We start from the raw sequence: 22,253 nt of genomic DNA, 5'->3' as shown, positions 1-22,253 counted from the left end.
TATCTGGTTACATAAAGGGAATAAAGATACTTGAAAAAACATTAATTTTGGTTGGTTCTACAATCATTAAATAATACTTTTGGGGTGATAGCTTTATGGAAATAATTCAATTACTAAAGAGGGATGACTTATTTAATAAGGCTATAGATGTTTTTTGGAAAGAATGGGGTGAGGAAGGAGGACGTACTTTTTATGAAGATTGTATGATTAATGCTTTAACTGATCCAAATGACATACCGAGTTTTTACATTGCACAAGTAGATGATAAGATTATCGGAACTTATGCATTAATTCGTAATGATCTAAATAGTCGTCAGGATTTGAGCCCATGGCTAGCATGTTTGTTTGTAGATGAAAAATTTAGGGGCAACTCTCTAGGAGCAAAATTGTTGAATCATGGACTGCTAGAAGCAGCAAAAAGAGGGTACAAATTTCTTTATCTTACTTCAGATCTTAAAGACTATTATGAAAAATATGGATGGGAAAAGATTGGGGTTGCTTATGGGCCTAGTGGAGGATACATACCTTTGTTTAAAAAGTCAACGGCTCTATAATTAAAGCACCTCTTGTTCAACAAACAGGTGCTTTGGTTGAACAAGATTAACCAACTTTATTATTGATTTTTGAGTTTAAATATATTTAAATGAATAGAAATTAAACAATTTATAAGAGCCTTACTACCATAAAATGTAGCAAGGCTCTTATATTTTTATAGTGAAATTAAATAACTTTATTTTCACTTTACAATATCGATTTACCGACAAAAAATAACAATAATAAGAACTGTTCGCCGGTAGCGAGAGAAATAAAAAACGCCGAATTATGGGATTCCCATAATTCGGCGTTTTTTTAATACTATAAAAACGTTCTCTGTACTTTTTCCCAGAAGGAATTGTTTTTTAATTTAACAGTTTTAATTTGTTTATCGCTTAAACGAACAACGGCTTTTTCCACTTGTTTAATGCTAAGTGCTTCGTTATCCATTCCGATAACAGGATAATCATTTCCATCTGGTTTAAGTGTTAAAGTTAACGTACGCTCGTGATTTAAAAGGAACGGTGATCCGAGTGTACGGTATGTGTTGTTATTTAAAGATGCTAGTTCGCTTACTTGGAAACATGGGATAAGTGGATCGACAACTGCACCATGTAATGATTTATTGTAAGCGGTACTTCCTGTAGGTGTGGAGATAACTAATCCATCACCTCTAAATGTTTCAAAATGTAAATTGTCGACGTGTACGTCTACAACAAATGTTTTAATGATACTAGAGCGTAATGTGAATTCATTTAAACAATGGAAAGATGTACCATAATCTACATCTACTTTAATTGTTGGATATTTTCGCACTTCAATTTCGTTTTTTGTAATTTCTTGAAGGGCTGTATCAATGTGATCGATATGGAAATCGCAGTAGAAAGAAATTTCATCTTTCGTAGAAATACCTGCGTATAAGCAATCTTCTCTAAAACCAGTTTTACGAACGGCTTGTAAGAAAGTTCCATCATCTCCAACGCTGACGATAGCATTTGCATTTTTTGGATGATCTAATATGGTAAATCCATTCTCCTCTAAAATACGATATATTGGTTTCATTTTTTCAACGAGTGTTACTTTGTCATCACCATAAAAGAAAAATAAATTGCGACGATCTGCCATTATGTATCCCTCCACTGCAGTTAAATTTTCTAGTCTTAGTGCTACATATCGTCAGAGTATGTTTCTGGATGATATGTTCAAATAGTATATTTCGATATAAATTGTCAAAATCCCTTTTTATTTTTAGAAAAATTTTTATATTCAATTTTATCAAAGTCTGTTTAATGATGAATAAACTTGTCGACAATGGGTATGGAGTGAAAGGATGGTACGAATGAAGTGGCTCGTAATTGGAATGATAATTCTTCTACTTTTTATTTTGCTAATACTATTATCGAAAATATCGCTTAAGGTGACATTTTTATATTCAGAAATGGAAAAACAATGTTTATTTCAAGTGAAAATATGGATGATTCGATATACGTTTGATGTATTGGAAAGAATTGAAAAACAGCAGAAAAAGACAGGACAGAAAATCGAAAAAGCCGAAAAAGACGGTGGAATAGATAATAAAATTATGGCGCAACTTGATAGCATTGGAGAGCTGATAAAAAAGCTTCAAGACGTTCATACTATTGTTAAAGATTTTCTCAAACGAGTGAAAATCAATGGTTGGAAATGGCATACGCAAATTGGAGCAGGCGACGCAGCTAGTACTGGAATTGTCACTGGATATGCATGGGGGACAAAAGGAATGGCTGCTGGAGTTGTAGGACAATATATGCATATTGTCGACGTACCGGAATTTGAAATTACACCTGTTTTTCAAGGGAAGGGATTTGCATCAAGATGTGAGTTAACAGCATCTTTTCGTATATTCCGTACTGTAAAAACAGCGGTGAAATTACTCATGTTTATGAGAAAGCAAAGATCTGGTATGACAGAAAAATCTGTTCAAGCATAGGGGGGATATAGAATGGACCATCCAATTCAAGGTTTAATGACGACCGCAATGCAGCACTTAAAACAAATGACTGATGTAAATACAATTGTTGGTGACCCAATTAAAGCGGCAGATGGAAGTGTAATTCTTACCGTTTCGAAAGTCAGTTTTGGATTTGCTGCTGGTGGAAGTGAATTTGGTAAAGTAGAACATTCAGGCCGTCATCCATTTGGTGGAGGTAGTGGTGGAGGAGTTTCTATTAATCCTGTTGCCTTTCTTGTTATAAATGGAGAAGGTGTGAAAGTATTACACTTAGATAAGCAAACACACGTCATCGATAAAATAATTGAATTAGCGCCACAAGCTGTTGATAAAGTGAAAGAAATGATGGATAAACGAAAAGAAGATGATCCTGAATTTCAAATTTAACGAATAAAGAAGCTGATCAATGGATTGGCTTCTTTAATTTTTTTGTAAATAAAGCGATTTTATTTGCATTATCGATAGGGACAAACTATCATTTACATTGTACATATTTTGTTTAAATAAGGGAGGATTTTTAAGTGGCAAACGTAACTTTTAAAGGTAATCCAATGACTTTAGTTGGAACAGAAGTTAAAGTTGGCGATCAAGCGCCAAACTTCCAAGTATTAGCAAACGACTTATCTCCAGTAAGTTTAGAGACATACAAAGGTGAAGTAAAATTAATTAGTGTTGTACCTTCAATCGACACAGGTGTGTGTGATGCACAAACACGTCGTTTTAACCAAGATGCAGCAGGTATTGAAAATGCGAAAGTATTAACAATTAGCGTTGATTTACCATTCGCTCAAAAACGCTGGTGTGCAGCAAACGGTTTAGAAAACGTTGCGACACTTTCTGATCACCGTGACCTTTCATTCGGTGAAGCTTATGGCTTAGTAATGAAAGAACTTCGTTTACTTGCTCGTGCAGTATTCGTAGTAGATAGCAATGACAAAGTAGTTTACGTAGAATACGTAAGCGAAGGTACAAGCCATCCAAACTATGAAGCAGCATTAGAAGCAGCAAAATCTGCGAAGTAATGTAAAAGAAGACGACCTCTCATTAAAGTTTCACTTTAGAAGAGGTCGTCTTTTCTCGTATATTGTTAACTGAACCAATATATGAGAAAAGACGTTACGTCATAAACAACTTGAAGGGGAGCTCTTTGCAAGAGGTCGCTTTTTCTTTTTGGAAAAAATCACTTTGTGGTATGATATAAGTTATGTGTAAATGAGAGAAGGAGGAATGTACGTGAGTCAGGCAGTAGAAACATTATTTTCTATTTTTGATTCTTCTACGGTAGTTTTACGTAAAGAATTAGATGTAACATATTTAGAGGCGCTTGTAGAAACAGGTGATAACTTGTTTGAGGGAGCGATTTTACAAGAGGAATTATCCGAATCAACAATTGAAAGGTTGAATCGTGAATATAGTACGTTTAATGAAGAAACATATAAAGGGGAAGAAATTCGTAAAGCATTTCAGCTAGCCATTTTAAAAGGAATGAAAGAAGGCGTGCAAGCGAATCATGAAATGACGCCTGATGCAGTTGGAATGTTCATGAGCTACTTATTCCATAAATTTATGCAAGGGCAAAAAGAAATTACTGTTTTAGACCCTGCAATTGGAACAGGTAACTTAATGACTACAGTGTTTAATAGCGCCAAAGAAGGACTTGAAATGAGTGGATTTGGTGTAGAAGTGGATGAAGTGCTAATTAAACTTGCTTTAGTAAATGCGAATTTACAAAAGCATGCAATCGAATTCTTCCATCAAGATGGACTAGCACCACTTTATATTGATCCAGTTGATGCAGTTGTTTCAGATTTACCAATCGGTTACTATCCAAATGAAATCGGTGCAAGTGAATATAAGTTAAAAGCAGATGAAGGAATGTCATATGCGCATCACTTATTTATTGAACAAAGTGTGAAACATACGAAAGAAGGCGGGTACTTATTCTTCTTAGTACCGAACTTCATTTTCGAAAGTGATCAGGCGCCGAAATTACATGCATTTATTAAAGAAACATGTTTTATTCAAGGGTTATTACAGCTACCTGTTTCCATGTTTAAAAACGAGAAAAATGCAAAAAGTATATTTGTGCTCCAAAAGAAAGGCCAGGGTGTAACAATGCCGAAACAGGCACTGCTAGTGGAATTACCTAAGTTCTCTAACATGAAGGCTATGGAGAACATTATGGATCAACTAAATACGTGGTTTGCAACACATAAGTAATACAAGGAATATGTAACAGGGTTAGTAATTAATGTAGTACAGTTGTATATGATATGTAATATTTTTTAATATATACAAGATTTAACTGAATTTTTTTGAAATCTGTAATATATTTTTTTTCTTGGTGTTACAATTTTTTCACTTGAAATATATGTCGTACGATGTTTAAATTAAAATCGTGAGTATAAAATTTACTAATGATGAAACGTTTTCATAATGAGTGAATTTAATTAGATAAAATCGAGCGGTTTGTGGAACGATCCACACAACTACCAAGAGAAAAAGGGGCGAAAGACTAGATGTCAAAAATCATCGCGATTAACGCAGGAAGCTCTTCCTTAAAATTCCAATTATTTGAAATGCCAAGTGAAACAGTATTAACAAAAGGTTTAGTAGAACGTATCGGTTTAGAAGATAGTATCTTCACAATTACTGTAAATGGCGAAAAACAAAAAGAAATTACAAACATCCCAGATCATGCAGTAGCAGTTAACATGCTTCTTAAGAAATTAACTGAAAACGGAATCGTAAAATCTCTTGATGAGATTGGCGGTATCGGTCACCGTGTTGTACACGGCGGCGAAAAATTTGCTGATTCTGTTTTAATTAATGACGAAGTATTAGCTGATATCGAAGAATTAAGCGATTTAGCACCACTTCACAATCCAGCAAACCTTGTTGGTATTAAAGCATTCCAAGAAGTACTACCAAACGTACCAGCAGTAGCAGTATTCGATACAGCATTCCACCAAACAATGCCGGAATCTGCATTCCTATACAGCTTACCATATGAGTACTATGAGAAATTTGGTATCCGTAAATACGGTTTCCATGGAACTTCTCATAAATACGTAACTGAGCGTGCGGCTGAATTATTAGGTCGTCCACTTGAAAGCTTAAGCCTACTTTCTTGTCACTTAGGTAACGGTGCAAGTATCGCAGCAGTAGAAGGCGGAAAATCTATCGATACTTCTATGGGCTTCACTCCACTTGCTGGTGTAACAATGGGTACACGTTCTGGTAACATTGACCCTGCGTTAATTCCATACATCATGGAAAAAACAGGTCAAACTGTAGAAGAAGTTCTGAACGTATTAAACAAGAAAAGCGGTATGCTAGGTCTTTCTGGATTCTCTAGTGACTTACGTGACATCGAACAAGCGGAAGAAGAAGGAAACCACCGTGCAGAAGTAGCGCTAGATGTATTCGTAGGACGTATTCATAAATATATTGGTTCTTATGCAGCTCGTATGAAAGGTGTAGACGCAATCATCTTTACAGCTGGTATTGGAGAAAATAGTGCTCTAATTCGTGAGCGTGTATTAGAAGGCCTTGAGTTTATGGGCGTATACTTCGATCCAAAACGTAACAATGTTCATGGCGAAGAAGCATTCATCAGCTTCCCACACTCTCCAGTAAAAATTATCGTAATTCCAACTGACGAAGAAGTTATGATTGCTCGTGACGTATTACGTCTTGGAGATATTGGTTAATATATGAATGAAAAAGACGAGATCCTATAGGGTTTCGTCTTTTTTCTTTTAGATATATTTTAAAATTCCATTTGGATATAGTACTTTTTCCTGCTTAATGAATGCAGTAATGGGAATCCATTTTGCATATGACGCTGTTTGTTCATCTTTTATATCAGTATTTCCATTTCATAGTGACTTAGGCTGTAAATAAAGAACATGCGATGTACAAGCATATTTGCAAATATGTTACAATAGAAAAAAATCGAACGAGGTGGTTGTTGCGATGCGATCGAAGCGAGAACAAGCCATTTTAGAAAATATAAAAGAGTGGGAAGGGCAATTAGTAGAGCAAGAAGCGACCGATTTTCAAAAGATGTTTGATAAGTGGTTGCATACTACAGTTGCAAAACTACCTGAGAAAAAACGAAAAGACTTTTTTACGAAAGCAGATGGATGGCTCTTTCATTTGCATGCACTTATTCAAAGTTCACAATCACAGTTAGATGCACGTAATCGTATTTTAGGAACGTCGAGATTATTTGATAAATCCATTGAGCAACTTGAAGATTTGAAGGCGTTATCTATTGATCAATTAACATACATAGCAGAGCAGCAAACAGCACGTCATCGTCTATATTCATTCGTACAAGGCGGAGCAACAGGTGCTGGCGGTCTATTATTATTAACGGCTGATTTTCCGGTTATGATTGCATTAAATGTGAAGGCCGTACAGCTTATTGCTACATCATTTGGTCATGATGTAAACAAGCCGTATGAAATGATGCTTGCATTAAAAGTATTCCATGCAGCATTATTGCCGGCGAGACTTCAGCAATATGCATGGTACAATTTACTGAGAGAACTTGAGCAAGAAGATTCATTCTTTTATGAAGGAGACGAAGAGGTGTTAAAGCCAGCTTCTACTGAGGTTGTGTTAAAACAAATTTTGAAGACATTTTCGATTTATGCTCTTCGTCGTAAATTATTCCAAGGAATTCCTGTACTTGGAATGGCAATTGGATCTACAGTGAACTATCGCTTAACGAGGAATGTTACTGAATTTGCAAATAAGTTTTATCAAGTACGCTACATATTAGAAAAAGAAAAGAGAGCATGAAAAAAAAGCGAGAGGCCGAAGCCTTTCGCTTTTTAGTTTGTCGCATGTTTTTTGGACATTGGAATAGATACGGGTTGCTTTGCTGCTTTCTTTTCTGCTTTTGGATAGTAAATTAAATCCAATGTTTTTGCCTGTACGGCAATCGAAAGAATAGTAAAAGCAATTTCTGTCCAATTTAAATAATATAATGAAAGCGCAAGAACAATCGCGTCAAAGACGAAGAAAATTTGCCCAATTGTAAAACGAGTTCGTTTACTTAGTATAATTGTTAAAATATCGTCTCCACCGGTTGCACCGCCAAATCGCAATATAAAACCGAGTCCAATACCAGCTAACGCACCACCAACTACTGCAGCTACAAATAAATTATTTGATAAATCTACCGTAAAAGGAGAATAATTTTCCATAAGAGAATAAAATACTCCGAATGAAATTGAACCAAGGAATGAATAACCAACCATTTTTCTACCTAAAAATGAAGCGCATAGTAAAATAATAGGGATATCCATTACTACAGTTGAAATAGACGGTGAAATATCATAAAAATTTTGGATAAATAGTGCAATACCTACAAAGCCACCTTCTGTTAAGTGGTTTTGGAAGTGAATGTGATATAGCGCTGTTGCTAAAATAAATGAACCGATTAAAACCATAAAAACTTCTTTAATAATTTGTCGACTTTGGATGTTCCTCATCGTTATTCCTTCTTTCCGTAGTTAGTAGTCCTTTTGGTGTTGTAAACTAACTACGAGCTCACATGTAGCCTTCAGTTAGTTTACATAAAACTAACTACGCTATATGTCGCTGAAGAAATAACGAATAATCCTCTCGTCCATCAATTCTCCCTACCTTCGTTTTAGTTTAAGTCTTAAAGCGACTAAACAAAACGTGGAGTAGGATTCGTCATTTAGCAATCCTGCTCTTCTTTGTTTTGTTTAGCTAGTAACAACTAAGTCCTAAACAAAACGCTATGTGTAAGAAGAGTCTTTTTTTTGCCAAATTATCCTTCGGGCAATCATAATTTCCCCACTCTCGTATTTTTTTCGCTAGACTAAAGTATCTGAGCTGGAAAATACGCTACGTGTATGATTCGTCAATACGATGCCACATGCTCCTTCGAGCGATCATGATATCAAAATCCCTTCCTTCAAGATTTATATTATTATATCATACTTTCAAAAACTGTATGCGGATGGAAACCGACAATAAACGGAGGGAATCTACAAAAATTGTTATGTTTAAATATTTTTGTAGAAAAGCCTAAGTGATTTTTAAAATTGAACAAGCTTTAGAGAGTTTGTCCAATAAGTAAAAAGAAAAGATAATCAGTTATTCAATCGTATTCTCTTCATCACTCTTATCTTTAAAAAACGCATCCCAACTCATAACACTCAAAAAAGTTAAAGCGATAATAATGAAAGCTCGCATAAGTTTGAGGCCTCCTTTTGTACATAGTATATGAATGGCTTATTTTGTGATGTGTAATTTTTTTACAAAATTTAATTATTATGAGAGTATATTAATATAAATAGATGAAAGGTGAGGAGTATATGTTCAAGGATATGTTTAAAAGAAAAGAATTAAAATGTATTTCATGTCAAAGAAAGATTGAATATGAAGAAGAACTTGTTGCGTTTGTGAAGTTACCGAAAGAAAAAAACTTGTTAGTTGGCCCATTTGATGTATGTTTGGCAAAAACGGCGCAAGAAATATATTGTAAATCGTGTTACGACAAAAAAGCATGACCCAAAGTACTTGAGGGGCATGCTTTTTTCATTGGTGTGCTTTTCCTTCAGATACGTTTTGGGTAAGACGATACCAAAGCCAAAGATCGTTAATAATTGAAGCAAGATCAGCAATTTCAGAATTAAGCTTACAGGAAATTTCAAAATTCTCTTCGTTATTTAAACGATGTTGTTTTTGATTAATGTAATGTTCAAGTTCTTTTATACGATCGGGTATTTTTCCGCGAACTTGCTCCCATTTTAATAAAATGCCATGCTGCGCTTGTTCAGAGATGTCTTCCCATTTTTCTTGTATGTTCGGTACTTCAATTCCTAGATGTTCATTGTATATAAAATACTTTTTCATAGACACTCCTCCATTTTCCTGCCTCTATTTTACATAAAAAAAGAAAGAAGTTCGACGAAATTGTTTGAAAAAATTTATGAATTCCCCTTGATTCATTTTATGAAAGGTGTTAAAGTTTGAATTATTATAAGAAATAATGAATATTTATTCTTTAGGGGGATGCAAAAATGGAGAAGAAAAAAGTTGTATTAGCATATTCCGGAGGTCTTGATACTTCCGTTGCAATTAAATGGTTACAAGAGAAGAATTATGATATTATCGCGCTGTGCTTAGATCTAGGGGAAGGTAAAGACTTAGCGTTTGTAAAAGAAAAAGCACTTTCAGTAGGAGCAATTAAATCATATATGATTGATGTTCAAGAAGAATTTGCGAATGAATATGCATTGATAGCGATGCAAGCTCACACGTTATACGAAGGGAAATATCCTCTTGTCTCTGCATTATCTCGTCCGCTTATTGCGAAAAAATTAGTAGAAATTGCAGAGCAGGAAGGCGCAAGCGCAGTTGCACATGGATGTACAGGGAAAGGGAATGACCAAGTTCGTTTTGAAGTTTCTATTCAAGCGCTGAATCCATATTTAGAAGTTATTGCGCCTGTACGTGAATGGAAATGGTCACGTGAAGAAGAAATCGCATACGCAAAAGAAAAGGATATACCGATTCCAATTAATTTAGATAGCCCGTTTTCAATCGATCAAAACTTATGGGGACGCAGCAACGAATGTGGAATTTTAGAAGATCCGTGGGCAGCGCCGCCAGAAGAAGCATACGAAATGACATTAGCATTAGAAGATACACCGAATAAACCAGAGTTTGTAGAAATCGGATTTGAAGCAGGCGTGCCGACTACTTTAAATGGCACTGCATATCCACTTTCAGAATTAATTAAAACGTTAAATGCACTTGCTGGAAAACATGGCGTTGGACGTATTGATCATGTAGAAAATCGCCTTGTCGGTATTAAATCTCGTGAAGTGTACGAATGCCCAGCAGCAATGACATTAATAAAAGCGCATAAAGAACTTGAAGATTTAACACTTGTGAAAGAGGTCGCTCATTTCAAACCGATGATTGAGCAAAAACTAACAGAATTAATTTATAACGGTTTATGGTTCTCACCTTTAAAACAAGCACTCAATGCTTTCTTACAAGAAACGCAAAAGAATGTAACAGGTACAGTGCGTGTGAAATTATTTAAAGGTCATGCGATTGTAGAAGGACGTAAATCTGAGTACTCTTTATATGATGAAAAACTTGCAACGTATACTGCCCAAGATGAATTTAATCATGATGCAGCAGTTGGTTTCATTTCATTATTCGGTTTACCTACAAAAGTATACAGCCAAGTGAATCAAAAGAAGGTGGAAGCGTGAGCAAACTTTGGGGCGGACGTTTTACAGAAGAAGCGGAAGCATGGGTAGAAGAATTCGGAGCTTCTATTTCCTTTGATAAGCAATTGGTTAATCAAGATATAAAAGGTAGTATCGCACACGTTACGATGTTAGCAAAGCAAGGCATCGTTACGAAAGAAGAAGCAGAGAAAATAAAGATAGGGCTTCAATATTTATTAGAGGAAGCGAAACAAAATAAATTGAATTTCTCGGTCGAAGCGGAGGACATTCATTTAAATATTGAAAAGATGTTAATTGAAAGAATCGGTGAAGTAGGAGGGAAACTTCATACAGGTCGAAGCCGTAACGATCAAGTAGCGACAGATATGCACTTGTATTTAAAAGAAAAAGTAGAAGATATTATAAAAGCTACAAAACAATTGCAAACTGTTCTTATTCATCAAGCTGAAAATAATATTGAAACCATTATGCCGGGATATACGCACTTGCAGCGTGCGCAGCCGATTTCATTTGCGCACCATATTCTCGCTTACTTTTGGATGTTAGAGCGCGATGTGAATCGTTATGAAGATTCGTTAAAGCGTATTAACATTTCACCATTAGGAGCAGGAGCACTAGCTGGTACAACATTCCCGATTGATCGAGAATATAGTGCGGAGCTTCTTGGATTTAATGGAATCTATGAAAATAGTTTAGATGCCGTAAGCGATCGTGATTTCATACTGGAGTTTTTAAGTAACTCATCTATGCTTATGATGCACTTATCACGCTTTTGCGAAGAACTTATTTTATGGAGTAGTCAAGAATTTCAATTTATTGAAATGAGCGATCAATACGCAACTGGAAGCAGTATTATGCCGCAAAAGAAAAATCCAGATATGGCGGAACTGATCCGCGGTAAAACTGGCAGAGTATACGGTAATTTATTCAGTTTACTTACAGTAATGAAAGGATTACCACTCGCTTACAATAAAGATTTACAAGAAGATAAAGAAGGAATGTTTGATACAGTAAAAACAGTAGAAGGATGCCTTCATATTATGGCGGGCATGCTAGAAACGATGACTGTAAACAAAGAAAAAATGGGGCAAGCTGTGACGCAAGATTTTTCTAACGCAACAGAAATTGCTGATTACTTAGCAAATAAAGGACTACCATTCCGTCAAGCTCATGAAATTGTTGGGAAGCTAGTTCTACATTGTACACAAAAAGGAATTTATTTATTAGATGTGCCACTTGAAACATATAAAGAGATGAGTTCGTTATTTGAAGAAGATTTGTATGAGGTTCTGTCACCTTATGCTGCTGTAAAGCGCCGTAACAGTGCGGGTGGAACAGGGTTTGAACAAATCAAAAACGCTTTGGAGAAGGCGAAGGGGTTAGTTGGAGAGTTTGTTGGAAGTTAAATGATGTATGATATAGAAGGTAAGGTGCTTTTTAAAAAGTACCTTACCTTTTTGTATTTAGACTTTTAGGTATGTATCTATCATTTCATAATTGTTTTTCATAATCATAAAATGATGCTTTTCGTGAATCGCTAATAGTTGGATAGATTGAATAAGGTTAGGGTAGTGAGCAATGGGATCTAAAAATACGATATGTCCTGCAATATTTTCTTCTATATTTTGAACTAGTTTTTTTATTTCATCCGTTTCACGTGAAAGTAATTTTTCTAATTCTATTGCACTCATAGAATAATAGATTTTTTTTGAAGGGATTAAAATCCAAGGGGCTTTCATGCCTCTGCCGTGTTTTTCTTTATATTCGGCATAAATGTCATGTATGTCAGTTGCAAATGGAGCGTTTTTTCTTAGCTTGGCATAAGGGATAAGAGTGAAAGAGAATTTAATCGCTACTTTTAGCATCCTTGCAATTAAATATAAATGATAAAAATGCTCTCCAATAGACCATTTTCCCTTCTTCGGGCGATACCATAGTTGTTCTTGAGATAGTGAATGGAGATGAGAAAGGAATTGACTTCTTTGTGCATATAATGTTTGAAAATGCTTTGCGATATTTTCAGATTGCATATTTTGGTATCCTCCATACTTTTTTCTTAATTATAACATTTTTCGTATGAATTTAATTAAGCCTAGAACAATATGTTCTAGGCTTAAAGTTTTATCGATTAATCATACTTATGTCGATCTTTCGTAATTCGAATATACTCAATATCCATCAAATCTCGAAGTAATGCACCATTACTTAGTTCCACACCATGTTTCTCTTTAAAATGTGTGCGAATCGTATCTAACATTTCAATCTCTTTCCCATTCACATCTAAAATAATACGTTCATAATCATCCATGTAGCATCCTCCTTTTCTAAACACACATATTTTGTCCGTCTATTTCTAAAAAATGTATGTTAATGTAATGTTAGGAAATGAGAAAGGAATGGAAAATTACGCCGCTAATCGGTTATTTGTATGTTTTCTTTCTTCGTAAAAAAATGACAGAAGATGCAAAGCAAACGTACTTAACGGTTGCGACGATAATGATGGCACTATGGTCTTTGAAGTATGTGTTGGCAGTTACCGTTGTTGTTGTAGCTTGTCTTGTATTTATAGTGAAGTTTGTGAAATAAGTTGTAGGTATATAGGCTACAACTATATAATTAAAATCGTAATAATATCATATTTTGTGTTTGGAATAAAAGGGGATGCGATATGAATTTAATTAAATCAGTGACTAGAGCAGCGGCTAAAGTTACAGGTGAAGTAGTTGGCGGTGCGATAGAAGCAGTAGGAGAAGTTACGAACAGTAATTTCATAAAGGATGTTGGAAAAGGGGTTAATAAAGCTACTGTTAAAACGGGAGAAATTGTTGGGAATATTGCTGATGGGACATATGATGCTATAGGTGGACTCATTACAGACGATAAACAGCAAGCGAAACGAGGATATGAAGAAATAATTGGAACAGTTCAGGATACGGCAAGGACGATTGGAAACGGAGTTGTACATGTTTCAGAAAAGGGAGTTGAAACTGTGCAAGCGATACGAGAAGGAGACACTGATAAAGCAATAGAAGCAGGAAAAGAATTAGCTAAAGTTGCAGCTGTAGGCGTCTTCTCAGTTGGAGTTATTGATATAGTTGATGGTGCGGATGGAATAGCAGAGGGAGTAGAAAGTGATAGTGTAGCACAAGCATCAGCTCCAGAAGCAACTGATGTAGAATATACAACGGAAGAAAATCCGAATACTCATCATGTAACACCCCATGAAAGAGTTTTACCTGATGGGAGCACAATATGGGTAGATGGTGATGGCGATACGAGTGTAGATACACAAGGTGGCTGGGAGCAACATAATCCGGATTACAGAATTCCTAAAGTATAAATGAAAATAGGGTAGATAAGAGAAAGCCTCTTATCTACCCTATTTATTTTTATGAATTAAAGATCACCTTGCTCCTCATCACCACGAACAACAAGGACATCGCATTTCGCATAGCGAATAATATGTTCAGAGACGCTACCGATTAGGAAACGTTCTACAGCATTTAAACCAGTTGCACCACACATAATTAAATCAACTTTATTGTTTGGAGCGATTTCTTTTGAAATTTTAGATTTAGGATTACCAAATTCTAATACAGTTTCAATTTTTTCAAGGCCAGCTTCAAGCGCAGTTTTTTTGTAGTCTTCTAATAAGTCTTCTGCAAATAGATTTGCGCGTTCAGCAATCGCGCGGCTATAAGCCTCTACTGCTGAGTACGCTTTTACATCAACGATATGAGCGATTGTTAATGTTGCATTGTTTCGTTTTGCAACTTGAATTGCTTTTTTAAACGCTTTTTCTGCTTCTTTAGAACCATCCACCGCAATTAAAATATTTGTATATGTATTATTCATAGTAAATTCCTCCCAATCATTTTTATAACTGTTTACAACTTAATTATAAAACAAATTTTGGTAATGTGCTTACTGGAAACGTTACAAAATTTTGAAAACTTTGCTTTAATTCATTTTAGTTGTAATTGGAGCGAGAACTTGTTACATATGAACTATAGAAATTTAAAAGAAGGAAACAACAGTAAGTAAAAACATAGGCAAACGTGACATGCGTAGTGAAATATAGGCTTGATGACTGTATAGAGAGAAATATTTCAAACATCATCATCGCACACAAAGATAGTTTTTTCGTTTTGGTTACGATTGGTTTAAGGGATTTCTTCATAAGATGGGAGTCAAAGTTATCATTGTTACTAATGAAAAGTTGTCTTCACAAGAAGAAATTGTTCAAAATTTGATATCTATCATTCATGTATGTAGTTGTAGAATATATGGATTGGGAAAATATAAAGAGAAAATGTCGGAGGATGAAGAGCTATGAAAAAAGCCTATCTAATAGAGATTAAACCGACAAATGAGCAAATAACCAAGATCCATCAAACGATTGGAGTGTGCAGATATGTTTACAATCTATATCTATCTAAAAATAAAGAGATATATGAATCCGAGGGGAGATTTCTGAGTGGCTATGAATTTTCTAAATGGCTAAATAACATTCATACAAAAGAGTACGACCATTGGATTAAAGAAGTGTCGAGCAAAGCGGTAAAACAAGCAATTATGGATGGAGATAAAGCTTTTAAGCGATTTTTTAAAGGTTTATCTAAATTTCCACGATACAAGAAAAAGAAGAAGCAAGATGTGAAGTGCTATTTTCCTAAAAACAACAAAACAGATTGGACAGTAGAAAGGCATAGAGTAAAAATCCCTACAATTGGTTGGATAAGGTTAAAAGAATATGGATATATCCCTAAAAATGCAACGGTAAAAAGTGGCACAGTATATCAAAGAGCAGGAAGATATTTTGTATCTGTACTTTGTGAAAGAGAAGAAGTAAGGGTAAAACCAATATTGAATAATATAGGTCTAGGGATTGATTTAGGGCTGAAGGATTTCGCTGTACGTAGCGATGGAAAAACTCATAAAAATATAAATAAAACAGTACAAGTAAAAAAGATAGAAAAACGGTTGAAACGTGAACAACGCTCTTTATCACGCAAATTTGAAAATATAAGAAAGAGAGGTGAACAACCTGTTACTAATAAAAGAGCGAATATAGATAAAAACATTCTTAGGGTGCAAAAACTACATGCTAGGTTAGCAAATATTCGATTAGCGTATGTAAAGTCTATTGTAAATGATGTGGTGAAAACCAAGCCAACGTTTATTACAGTAGAAGATTTGAATGTGAAAGGTATGATGAAGAATAAACATCTATCTAAAGCAATTGCGAAGCAGTGCTTTTATACATTTAAAACATGGTTGTTAACGAAATGTGAGGAATATGGAATTGAACTACGTCAAGTAGATACATTCTATCCCTCGTCAAAGTTATGCTCATGTTGTGGTCAAAAGAAAGCAGACTTAAAGCTATCCGACCGAGTATATGAATGTGACTGTGGAAATGTAATGGATAGAGATTTGAACGCGTCAATCAACCTTTTACAAGCAAAAATATATACAATACTAACGTAAATAGATTGTATATATGTACGGTGGGCTACATCGGAATTTACGCCTGTGGAGTGTCACAGCAAACTGTAGTAGCGAGTGAGTGGCGAGACAGGACACAGAGAAGCAGGAATACTCTAAGAATGTACATTTGTCTATATTTTTAGTAGCAGGCAGTTTTGTGAGACATGCGCTCATTACAGCCGGTACGAAAGGTTTAGGAAAGAAAGTAACAGAAAAGTTATTGGCTAAAGGGTATTCAGTAACAGTAACGTATCATAGCGATATAGCAGCTATGGAAACAATGAAAGAAACATATAAAAATATAGAAGAACGTCTACAGTTCGTGCAAGCTGATGTCACGAAAAAGGAAGATTTACATAAAATGGTAGAAGAGGCGATGAGCCGTTTTGGCAAAATTGACTTTTTAATTAATAATGCTGGTCCTTACGTATTTGAAAGGAAAAAATTAGTCGATTACGAAGAAGACGAATGGAATGAAATGATCCAGGGTAATTTAACAGCGGTGTTTCATTTATTAAAACTTGTCGTACCGATTATGAGAAATCAGCAATTTGGCCGTATTATTAACTATGGATTTCAAGGGGCAGATAGCGCACCTGGATGGATTTATCGTTCAGCTTTTGCAGCTGCGAAAGTAGGACTTGTTTCATTAACGAAAACAGTAGCCTACGAAGAGGCGGAATATGGTATTACTGCGAATATGGTATGTCCTGGTGATATTATTGGTGAAATGAAAGAAGCGACAATTCAAGAAGCACGTCAGCTGAAAGATCGTAACACACCAATTGGTAGATCTGGAACAGGCGAAGATATCGCAAGAACCATTTCGTTTTTATGTGAGGGCGATTCTGATATGATTACTGGTACGATTATTGAAGTAACAGGCGCTGTTGATGTTATTCATAGACATCGATAGAATTAAATAAAGTGAAGTTTCGAATAATTGGACAGTTTATCCTTTATACTGAAAGGTGCGGATAATACTGTCCTTTAATGTAAGATTAAATCTATCGGAAAACTCGTCTTATTTTTTGTCAAATATTGAGATATTATGTTAAAATATAAGAGCGTGGAAAGCGCTTTAAAAAATGATTCAGGGGTCATTTCATAACTCAAGGGGGAACTAATAATGCGTATCGGTATTCCAACAGAAATTAAAAACAATGAAAACCGCGTGGCAATGACGCCAGCGGGAGCTGTACATTTAGTGCAAAATGGTCATGAAGTTTTTGTTCAAAAAGGAGCAGGTATAGGATCAGGCTTTACAGATGAAGAATACGTACAAGCTGGTGCGAAACTTGTTGAAACTGCTGAAGAAGCATGGAATCAAGATATGGTTATGAAGGTAAAAGAGCCAGTTGCAAGTGAATACGGTTATTTCCGCGAAGGTTTAATTTTATTCACATACTTACATTTAGCTCCAGAGCCAGAATTAACGAAAGCATTAATTGATAACAAAGTCGCATCAATTGCATACGAAACAGTGCAATTAGATAATCGTTCATTACCATTACTTGCGCCAATGAGTGAAGTTGCAGGTCGTATGGCTGCGCAAATCGGTGCACAGTTCCTTGAGAAAAACAAAGGCGGAAAAGGTATTTTACTTGCAGGTGTTCCAGGGGTTAAACGCGGTAAAGTAACAATTATCGGCGGTGGTCAAGCTGGTACAAACGCAGCGAAAATTGCAGTAGGTTTAGGTGCAGATGTAACAATCATCGACTTAAGCGCAGAACGTCTTCGTCAACTAGATGATATTTTCGGTAACCAAGTAAAAACGTTAATGTCTAACCCGTACAACATTGCAGAAGCTGTAAGAGAATCTGATCTTGTAATCGGTGCGGTATTAATCCCAGGTGCAAAAGCGCCAAAACTTGTAACAGAAGAAATGATTCAATCAATGGAACCAGGTTCTGTCGTTGTAGATATCGCGATTGACCAAGGTGGTATTTTCGAAACAACTGACCGTATTACAACTCATGACAACCCAACTTACGAAAAACATGGCGTTGTTCATTATGCAGTTGCAAATATGCCAGGTGCGGTTCCACGTACATCAACTCTTGCATTAACAAACGTAACAGTACCATATGCAGTACAAATTGCTAACAAAGGCTACAAAGCTGCTTGCCTAGGCAATACTGCATTATTAAAAGGTATTAACACATTAGATGGCTATGTAACATTCGAAGCAGTTGCAGAAGCGCACGGCTTACAATACGCTGATGCAAAAGAGCTTCTTGAAAAAGCTCCTGCTTTATCATAATAGAAATAAAATAAAGACCTTTCCTTTATAGGAAGGGTCTTTTTGTTTAAATTAATTATCTAATTTCTTTACAATTCTCAATCCGAACATCATTGTAAAGAAAAGAATGCCGAACAAGTAATACAAGGCATACTCAACTCGTATCATCGAATTTTTGTCAGTGATATATAAAATAAATAGTATCGCAGAACCGATTAAATGAGAGAGACCGAAAATTTGCGCCATAAGTTTTAAACTCATCTTCTCGATTCTTTCATCAATCTCAGGTAATGGATATTTCTCGGAATCGTTCTTTTTTTTCTTAAAGAATATTCGTTTCACTACTAATAGTATTAAGGATAAGAGTATGTATACGCCAGCGAATAGAAGGACAGAACTAATCTTTTCTTCATCATTACTATTGAAATAAAGAAAAGTTGAACCTAACAATAAAATGGTAAGATGCGAAATGAACTCTTGATTAAAAGTATTTTTCATTCTTTTTCCTCCCCGGTTTTATCTAATTGAAATAAATCTTCTACTTTACAGTTGAAAAACTCACATAATTTCAATGCTAATTCTAAACTCGGGTTGTATTTATTCTTCTCGATAGCGATGAGGGATTGTCTAGTGATTTGAACAGAGGAAGCTAATTGTTCTTGGGTGATGTCTCTAACGACGCGGAATTGTTTCACCTTATTTTTAATCAAATATACAAAGTCTCCTTTTTGTAAATTTGTTACATTTATTATATCCATTTTTAGGAAAAAAGTAAATAAAACTTTACAAAAAGTAAACAAAACTTTACGAGAAATATAGCTTGTTATGATGTTATTTTTTGTGATAATTTGGAATTAAATGAAAAATAAAAGTCAAAAGAGGAGATTTGATGGGGAGCAAAAATAGGAAGAAAAAGCAAGCTAGGAGACAGAAATACATAAAGAAAAAACAGGAACAGAACATACCAATTTCAAAAAAAGTAGTCATTATGATAGAAAAAACATTTCGGTATATTTGTATGGCTCTGTATGTAATTTTGTGTATGTATTCTCTTGGGGTGTTTTACAGTTTTGGGATAACTCCCAATATTATTGAGAGTATTCTAGAATTTATACTTGTCGTAATAGAATTAGCCTTATTCGTTATACTCTTTGCTACAGTATGGCCTAGTCATGAAAGTAAGAGAGATAGGAACAAAAAGAGAAAAAAATCTTCATACGCTTCAAGCTCATCAAGTGGATTTGGTTACTACAGTAGCAACGATTGTAGCAGCTCAAGTGATAGTGGAGGCGACTGCGGGGGTGGCGGAGACTAAATTAGTTTTTTCAAAAGAATGACTAATGAAAGGGTGGGACGAAATATGGAAACTGTGAACTTAATAGAATTAACAAAGGATATTCAAGAGCAACATAAAAACTTCGTCGTTTCAAATGTAAATAGTCATTGCTTACGAATCGCTGTATTTACTGGTGAATATGATTGGCACTATCATTCTAATTCGGATGAATTATTTATTGTGTTAGAGGGAGAATTACTTATTGATTTTGAAGATGGAGAAACGGCGATTTTAAAGCCAAATGATTCTATCTTAATTCCAGCATGCACGATCCATAGAACGAGAGCATTAAAGAGAACAGTAAATCTTTGTTTTGAAAATATAGAGGCTGATACGATTAAAGTGGAGCAATTATGAAAAAATTATCTGTAGCCCAGTATAGAAAAATCCTTCCGATTTTAGAAAGTCTTACAAGAACGACGACGTTTGCTTATGCGGTATGTGACCAAATGATAGATGGTGAGATTTTTGCCAACGAGAAGTTAACAGCAGGACTAATTATTACAGCTAATGGTATCTATTATTTATTTGGTGATACTGATGATCAAAATTATAACGAAGATTTATTTTCGTATTTAAAAACGGCTATTGAAAAAACAGAGAAGAGATTTACATTCTGCACTTCTAGCGAAGAATGGGAAATGATGATTGAAGAGCGTTTTAGTAACGCACTTAGGAACATCCCACGAATGAAATTTCAACGAGGGATTTTTGAAGAGAGAACACGAGTTGTAAACAAAAATACATATGAAGTGAAGCGTATTGATAGAAGAGATATAGAAGGAAGCAGTGAATTTACAGAGGAGTACTACAAAGAATATTGGGGATCAAAAGAAACGTTTTTGAACGGTGGTTTTGGATTTTGTATAGAACAAGATGGGATAATTGTAGCTGAATGTGTTTCGATATTTAGCGGGAATGGATTTGCTGAAATTGATATTGCGACGCATGAAGCATATCAAGGGAAAGGATTAGCCCAAGCTGTTGCAACACGGTTCATTGAACATTGCATGCAAAATGATATTACACCGTGCTGGGATTGTTATGTAGACAATATTCCTTCGCAAAAATTAGCTAGTAAATTAAGTTTTTATAATCCAATAGAATATAGATTGTTTGTACGTAAGAGAACGGGGGAATAAAAATGAATGTGGAGTTAACGAGATTTAAAGTGAAACAAGGTAAAAGTCATCGTGTAGATGAATGGATGCAGCTTCTTAATGACAATATGAAAGAAGTGCTTTTGACACTAAGCGACGAAAAAATGTATGTAGAGACAATTTTCCGGGAAATAAGAGATGGAGAAGAGTACTTATATTGGTATTCTGTGCAAGGAGAAGGCGGTACTCTTGTCGAAAATTCTCATCATGAAATTGATAAAAAGCACTTAGCGTTTTGGTATGAGTGTATTGATGAAGAAGTACCGTCTGTTGATATGAAAACAGAAGTTGTTATGATTCAAGATGTTGTGAAAGAAGCGGTGAAATAATAGAATAGTATTTTTGTAAGAAGTGCATCAAAATGGATGTGCTTTTTATTATGAAAAATTTTTTCGGAAAGGCTGTATACATTTTGTGCTCTCAAACGTTGAGTATATAGAAAGGAGAGCTAGATGAGTCATGATACGTTTGAATCATTATTAATAGAGAAATCAAAAACTGTGTTTGGATTTCAGGGGAGTTATGCTGATAGAAAGAAAGATGAGTACGAGAATATTAAAATAAACTCTATGGAGTTTATTGGATCTATGAAATCTTTAAGTGAAAATAAAGGGGGATATCAAGAATATTTTAGGACAAACTATAATGAGATGAAAAACTTCAAATTAGAAGACTTATCAATATACGATGTAGTTGTAACAGGCAAAACAGAGGATTTACAAAGTTTACAAGGAGCACCATATAGTAAGGCTGCTGTTAGAGGTGTAACAGTTGAGAAATATTGATTACAAGTAATTAATGTGAATAATCAGAAAATTTATGTTATAATATGGGAAAAGGAGGTTTATATGAGGCAAATACATGGAGCAATATATATTTACATAACATTGTTTTTCGTAGGAGCGTCTTATGGGTTGGGGCATGTGTATGCGCATCCTATATTAACCTTTTTGAGTGGAGCATGTATGGCGTTTGCGATTCTTGTCCATCTTTTCTCAGTCTGGATTGTGAAATTTCAATTAAATATTAGTGAAATAGAAGAAGGCACCTTTTAAGGGGCCTTCTTTAATAAAAAGGTAGCGATCACGCTACCTTTTTTATCCCGCATTAACGGGCAGTAAGACTCCCACCTCAAAGTTGGGCTGGGGCGAAGAAGTTAGGTGGGAGATCAACTGCCCGTAAACGCCCGATTGGTTCAACTAATAATCAGTGGGGGATGAACAAACCCCCCACTGATTAAAGTTTC

Annotated in this window: 27 protein-coding genes and 3 pseudogenes; 21 read left to right on the top strand and 9 right to left on the bottom strand. The window is 35.2% G+C overall.

Features of this window, described 5'->3' with window-relative positions; genetic code table 11:
- The first annotated feature begins 95 nt into the window (after positions 1–95).
- Complete coding sequence (locus QUF93_RS24560) at positions 96–554, top strand: GNAT family N-acetyltransferase (RefSeq protein ID WP_002123033.1); 459 nt, start codon at positions 96–98, stop codon at positions 552–554.
- 301 nt (positions 555–855) lie between these two features.
- Here QUF93_RS24560 and QUF93_RS24555 read toward each other — a convergent pair whose 3' ends face one another.
- Positions 856–1,659, bottom strand: coding sequence for an NAD kinase (locus tag QUF93_RS24555; RefSeq protein ID WP_289360477.1), 804 nt, complete (start codon positions 1,657–1,659; stop codon positions 856–858).
- Between the two features lie 205 nt (positions 1,660–1,864).
- Here QUF93_RS24555 and QUF93_RS24550 point away from each other — a divergent pair, with 205 nt between their 5' ends.
- From QUF93_RS24550 to ackA, 5 genes are all read left to right on the top strand, one after another.
- Positions 1,865–2,503 (top strand): DUF2953 domain-containing protein, encoded by a 639-nt coding sequence (locus QUF93_RS24550; protein WP_002123030.1) that lies wholly within the window; start codon positions 1,865–1,867, stop codon positions 2,501–2,503.
- Positions 2,504–2,515: 12 nt separating this feature from the next.
- Complete coding sequence (ytfJ, locus tag QUF93_RS24545) at positions 2,516–2,911, top strand: GerW family sporulation protein (protein WP_000350005.1); 396 nt, start codon at positions 2,516–2,518, stop codon at positions 2,909–2,911.
- A gap of 134 nt (positions 2,912–3,045) precedes the next feature.
- Complete coding sequence (gene tpx, locus QUF93_RS24540) at positions 3,046–3,546, top strand: thiol peroxidase (protein ID WP_002123029.1); 501 nt, start codon at positions 3,046–3,048, stop codon at positions 3,544–3,546.
- A 211-nt stretch (positions 3,547–3,757) separates the two neighbouring features.
- The gene (locus tag QUF93_RS24535; RefSeq protein WP_133059380.1) at positions 3,758–4,744 is read left to right on the top strand and encodes a class I SAM-dependent methyltransferase; all 987 of its coding nucleotides are present in this window, start codon (positions 3,758–3,760) and stop codon (positions 4,742–4,744) included.
- A gap of 299 nt (positions 4,745–5,043) precedes the next feature.
- Positions 5,044–6,237, top strand: a complete 1,194-nt coding sequence (ackA, locus tag QUF93_RS24530) for an acetate kinase (protein WP_289360476.1) — start codon at positions 5,044–5,046, stop codon at positions 6,235–6,237.
- Positions 6,238–6,285: 48 nt separating this feature from the next.
- On the opposite strand, the pseudogene QUF93_RS24525 reads toward ackA, so the two are convergent.
- A pseudogene (locus QUF93_RS24525) lies at positions 6,286–6,416 on the bottom strand (DNA mismatch repair protein MutT); the annotation flags it as partial.
- Positions 6,417–6,502: 86 nt separating this feature from the next.
- On the opposite strand from QUF93_RS24525, the gene QUF93_RS24520 reads away from it, so the two are divergent.
- Entirely contained in the window at positions 6,503–7,336 is an 834-nt protein-coding gene (locus QUF93_RS24520) for an EcsC family protein (protein ID WP_289360475.1), read from the top strand.
- Positions 7,337–7,368: 32 nt separating this feature from the next.
- On the opposite strand, the gene QUF93_RS24515 is transcribed toward QUF93_RS24520, so the two are convergent.
- Positions 7,369–8,031 (bottom strand): YitT family protein, encoded by a 663-nt coding sequence (locus QUF93_RS24515; RefSeq protein WP_289360474.1) that lies wholly within the window; start codon positions 8,029–8,031, stop codon positions 7,369–7,371.
- Positions 8,032–8,886: 855 nt separating this feature from the next.
- On the opposite strand from QUF93_RS24515, the gene QUF93_RS24510 reads away from it, so the two are divergent.
- Positions 8,887–9,081, top strand: coding sequence for a hypothetical protein (locus QUF93_RS24510; RefSeq protein ID WP_002123019.1), 195 nt, complete (start codon positions 8,887–8,889; stop codon positions 9,079–9,081).
- A gap of 28 nt (positions 9,082–9,109) precedes the next feature.
- Here QUF93_RS24510 and QUF93_RS24505 read toward each other — a convergent pair whose 3' ends face one another.
- The gene (locus QUF93_RS24505; RefSeq protein WP_002123017.1) at positions 9,110–9,427 is read right to left on the bottom strand and encodes a hypothetical protein; all 318 of its coding nucleotides are present in this window, start codon (positions 9,425–9,427) and stop codon (positions 9,110–9,112) included.
- 167 nt (positions 9,428–9,594) lie between these two features.
- Between QUF93_RS24505 and QUF93_RS24500 the strand changes: the two genes are divergently transcribed.
- Entirely contained in the window at positions 9,595–10,800 is a 1,206-nt protein-coding gene (locus tag QUF93_RS24500) for an argininosuccinate synthase (protein ID WP_002123016.1), read from the top strand.
- The gene (argH, locus tag QUF93_RS24495; protein ID WP_002123015.1) at positions 10,797–12,185 is read left to right on the top strand and encodes an argininosuccinate lyase; all 1,389 of its coding nucleotides are present in this window, start codon (positions 10,797–10,799) and stop codon (positions 12,183–12,185) included. The genes QUF93_RS24500 and argH overlap by 4 nt, the downstream gene beginning before the upstream one ends.
- Positions 12,186–12,242: 57 nt before the next feature.
- On the opposite strand, the gene QUF93_RS24490 is transcribed toward argH, so the two are convergent.
- Positions 12,243–12,809: a DinB family protein gene (locus QUF93_RS24490; RefSeq protein WP_289360473.1), complete on the bottom strand. Its 567-nt coding sequence runs from the start codon at positions 12,807–12,809 to the stop codon at positions 12,243–12,245.
- Positions 12,810–12,907: 98 nt separating this feature from the next.
- Positions 12,908–13,087, bottom strand: a complete 180-nt coding sequence (locus QUF93_RS24485) for a hypothetical protein (RefSeq protein ID WP_002123011.1) — start codon at positions 13,085–13,087, stop codon at positions 12,908–12,910.
- Between the two features lie 95 nt (positions 13,088–13,182).
- On the opposite strand from QUF93_RS24485, the pseudogene QUF93_RS24480 reads away from it, so the two are divergent.
- A pseudogene (locus tag QUF93_RS24480) lies at positions 13,183–13,365 on the top strand (hypothetical protein); the annotation flags it as partial.
- Between the two features lie 82 nt (positions 13,366–13,447).
- Entirely contained in the window at positions 13,448–14,119 is a 672-nt protein-coding gene (locus QUF93_RS24475) for a hypothetical protein (RefSeq protein ID WP_289360472.1), read from the top strand.
- Between the two features lie 56 nt (positions 14,120–14,175).
- Here the strand turns inward: QUF93_RS24475 and QUF93_RS24470 are convergent, their stop codons facing one another.
- Entirely contained in the window at positions 14,176–14,634 is a 459-nt protein-coding gene (locus QUF93_RS24470) for a universal stress protein (protein WP_001066674.1), read from the bottom strand.
- Positions 14,635–15,111: 477 nt separating this feature from the next.
- On the opposite strand from QUF93_RS24470, the gene QUF93_RS24465 reads away from it, so the two are divergent.
- The 3 genes from QUF93_RS24465 (at position 15,112) to ald (ending at position 18,532) form a co-directional block, all read left to right on the top strand.
- Positions 15,112–16,269 carry an RNA-guided endonuclease InsQ/TnpB family protein gene (locus QUF93_RS24465; RefSeq protein WP_289360471.1) on the top strand — a complete coding sequence of 386 codons (1,158 nt, stop codon included), beginning with the start codon at positions 15,112–15,114 and terminating at the stop codon, positions 16,267–16,269.
- A 127-nt stretch (positions 16,270–16,396) separates the two neighbouring features.
- Positions 16,397–17,185 (top strand): SDR family oxidoreductase, encoded by a 789-nt coding sequence (locus QUF93_RS24460; protein ID WP_289361013.1) that lies wholly within the window; start codon positions 16,397–16,399, stop codon positions 17,183–17,185.
- Positions 17,186–17,398: 213 nt separating this feature from the next.
- Positions 17,399–18,532 carry an alanine dehydrogenase gene (ald, locus tag QUF93_RS24455; RefSeq protein WP_289360470.1) on the top strand — a complete coding sequence of 378 codons (1,134 nt, stop codon included), beginning with the start codon at positions 17,399–17,401 and terminating at the stop codon, positions 18,530–18,532.
- Positions 18,533–18,583: 51 nt separating this feature from the next.
- Here the strand turns inward: ald and QUF93_RS24450 are convergent, their stop codons facing one another.
- Together QUF93_RS24450 and QUF93_RS24445 are read right to left on the bottom strand one after the other, a co-directional pair.
- Positions 18,584–19,009: a hypothetical protein gene (locus QUF93_RS24450; protein ID WP_289360469.1), complete on the bottom strand. Its 426-nt coding sequence runs from the start codon at positions 19,007–19,009 to the stop codon at positions 18,584–18,586.
- On the bottom strand, positions 19,006–19,269 hold the full coding sequence (locus QUF93_RS24445) for a helix-turn-helix transcriptional regulator (RefSeq protein WP_002003636.1): 264 nt from the start codon (positions 19,267–19,269) through the stop codon (positions 19,006–19,008). Before QUF93_RS24445 ends, QUF93_RS24450 begins: the two co-directional genes overlap by 4 nt.
- Positions 19,270–19,400: 131 nt before the next feature.
- On the opposite strand from QUF93_RS24445, the gene QUF93_RS24440 reads away from it, so the two are divergent.
- The 6 genes and pseudogenes from QUF93_RS24440 to QUF93_RS24415 all read left to right on the top strand — a co-directional run bounded on the left by QUF93_RS24440 (position 19,401) and on the right by QUF93_RS24415 (position 22,062).
- Complete coding sequence (locus tag QUF93_RS24440; protein ID WP_289360468.1) at positions 19,401–19,826, top strand: YxzE family protein; 426 nt, start codon at positions 19,401–19,403, stop codon at positions 19,824–19,826.
- A gap of 45 nt (positions 19,827–19,871) precedes the next feature.
- On the top strand, positions 19,872–20,204 hold the full coding sequence (locus QUF93_RS24435) for a cupin domain-containing protein (protein ID WP_289360467.1): 333 nt from the start codon (positions 19,872–19,874) through the stop codon (positions 20,202–20,204).
- Positions 20,201–20,989 carry a GNAT family N-acetyltransferase gene (locus tag QUF93_RS24430; protein ID WP_289360466.1) on the top strand — a complete coding sequence of 263 codons (789 nt, stop codon included), beginning with the start codon at positions 20,201–20,203 and terminating at the stop codon, positions 20,987–20,989. The genes QUF93_RS24435 and QUF93_RS24430 overlap by 4 nt, the downstream gene beginning before the upstream one ends.
- A 2-nt stretch (positions 20,990–20,991) precedes the next feature.
- Positions 20,992–21,336, top strand: coding sequence for a DUF6176 family protein (locus QUF93_RS24425; protein ID WP_289360465.1), 345 nt, complete (start codon positions 20,992–20,994; stop codon positions 21,334–21,336).
- A gap of 162 nt (positions 21,337–21,498) precedes the next feature.
- Positions 21,499–21,792, top strand: a pseudogene (locus tag QUF93_RS24420) (anti sigma factor C-terminal domain-containing protein); the annotation flags it as partial.
- A gap of 63 nt (positions 21,793–21,855) precedes the next feature.
- The gene (locus QUF93_RS24415) at positions 21,856–22,062 is read left to right on the top strand and encodes a hypothetical protein (RefSeq protein WP_002122998.1); all 207 of its coding nucleotides are present in this window, start codon (positions 21,856–21,858) and stop codon (positions 22,060–22,062) included.
- Positions 22,063–22,253 lie beyond the last annotated feature (191 nt).

Origin of the sequence: Bacillus hominis (assembly GCF_030348325.1) — a bacterium.
GTDB lineage: Bacteria > Bacillota > Bacilli > Bacillales > Bacillaceae_G > Bacillus_A > Bacillus_A hominis.
This window is presented reverse-complemented; position numbering and strand designations above follow the sequence as displayed.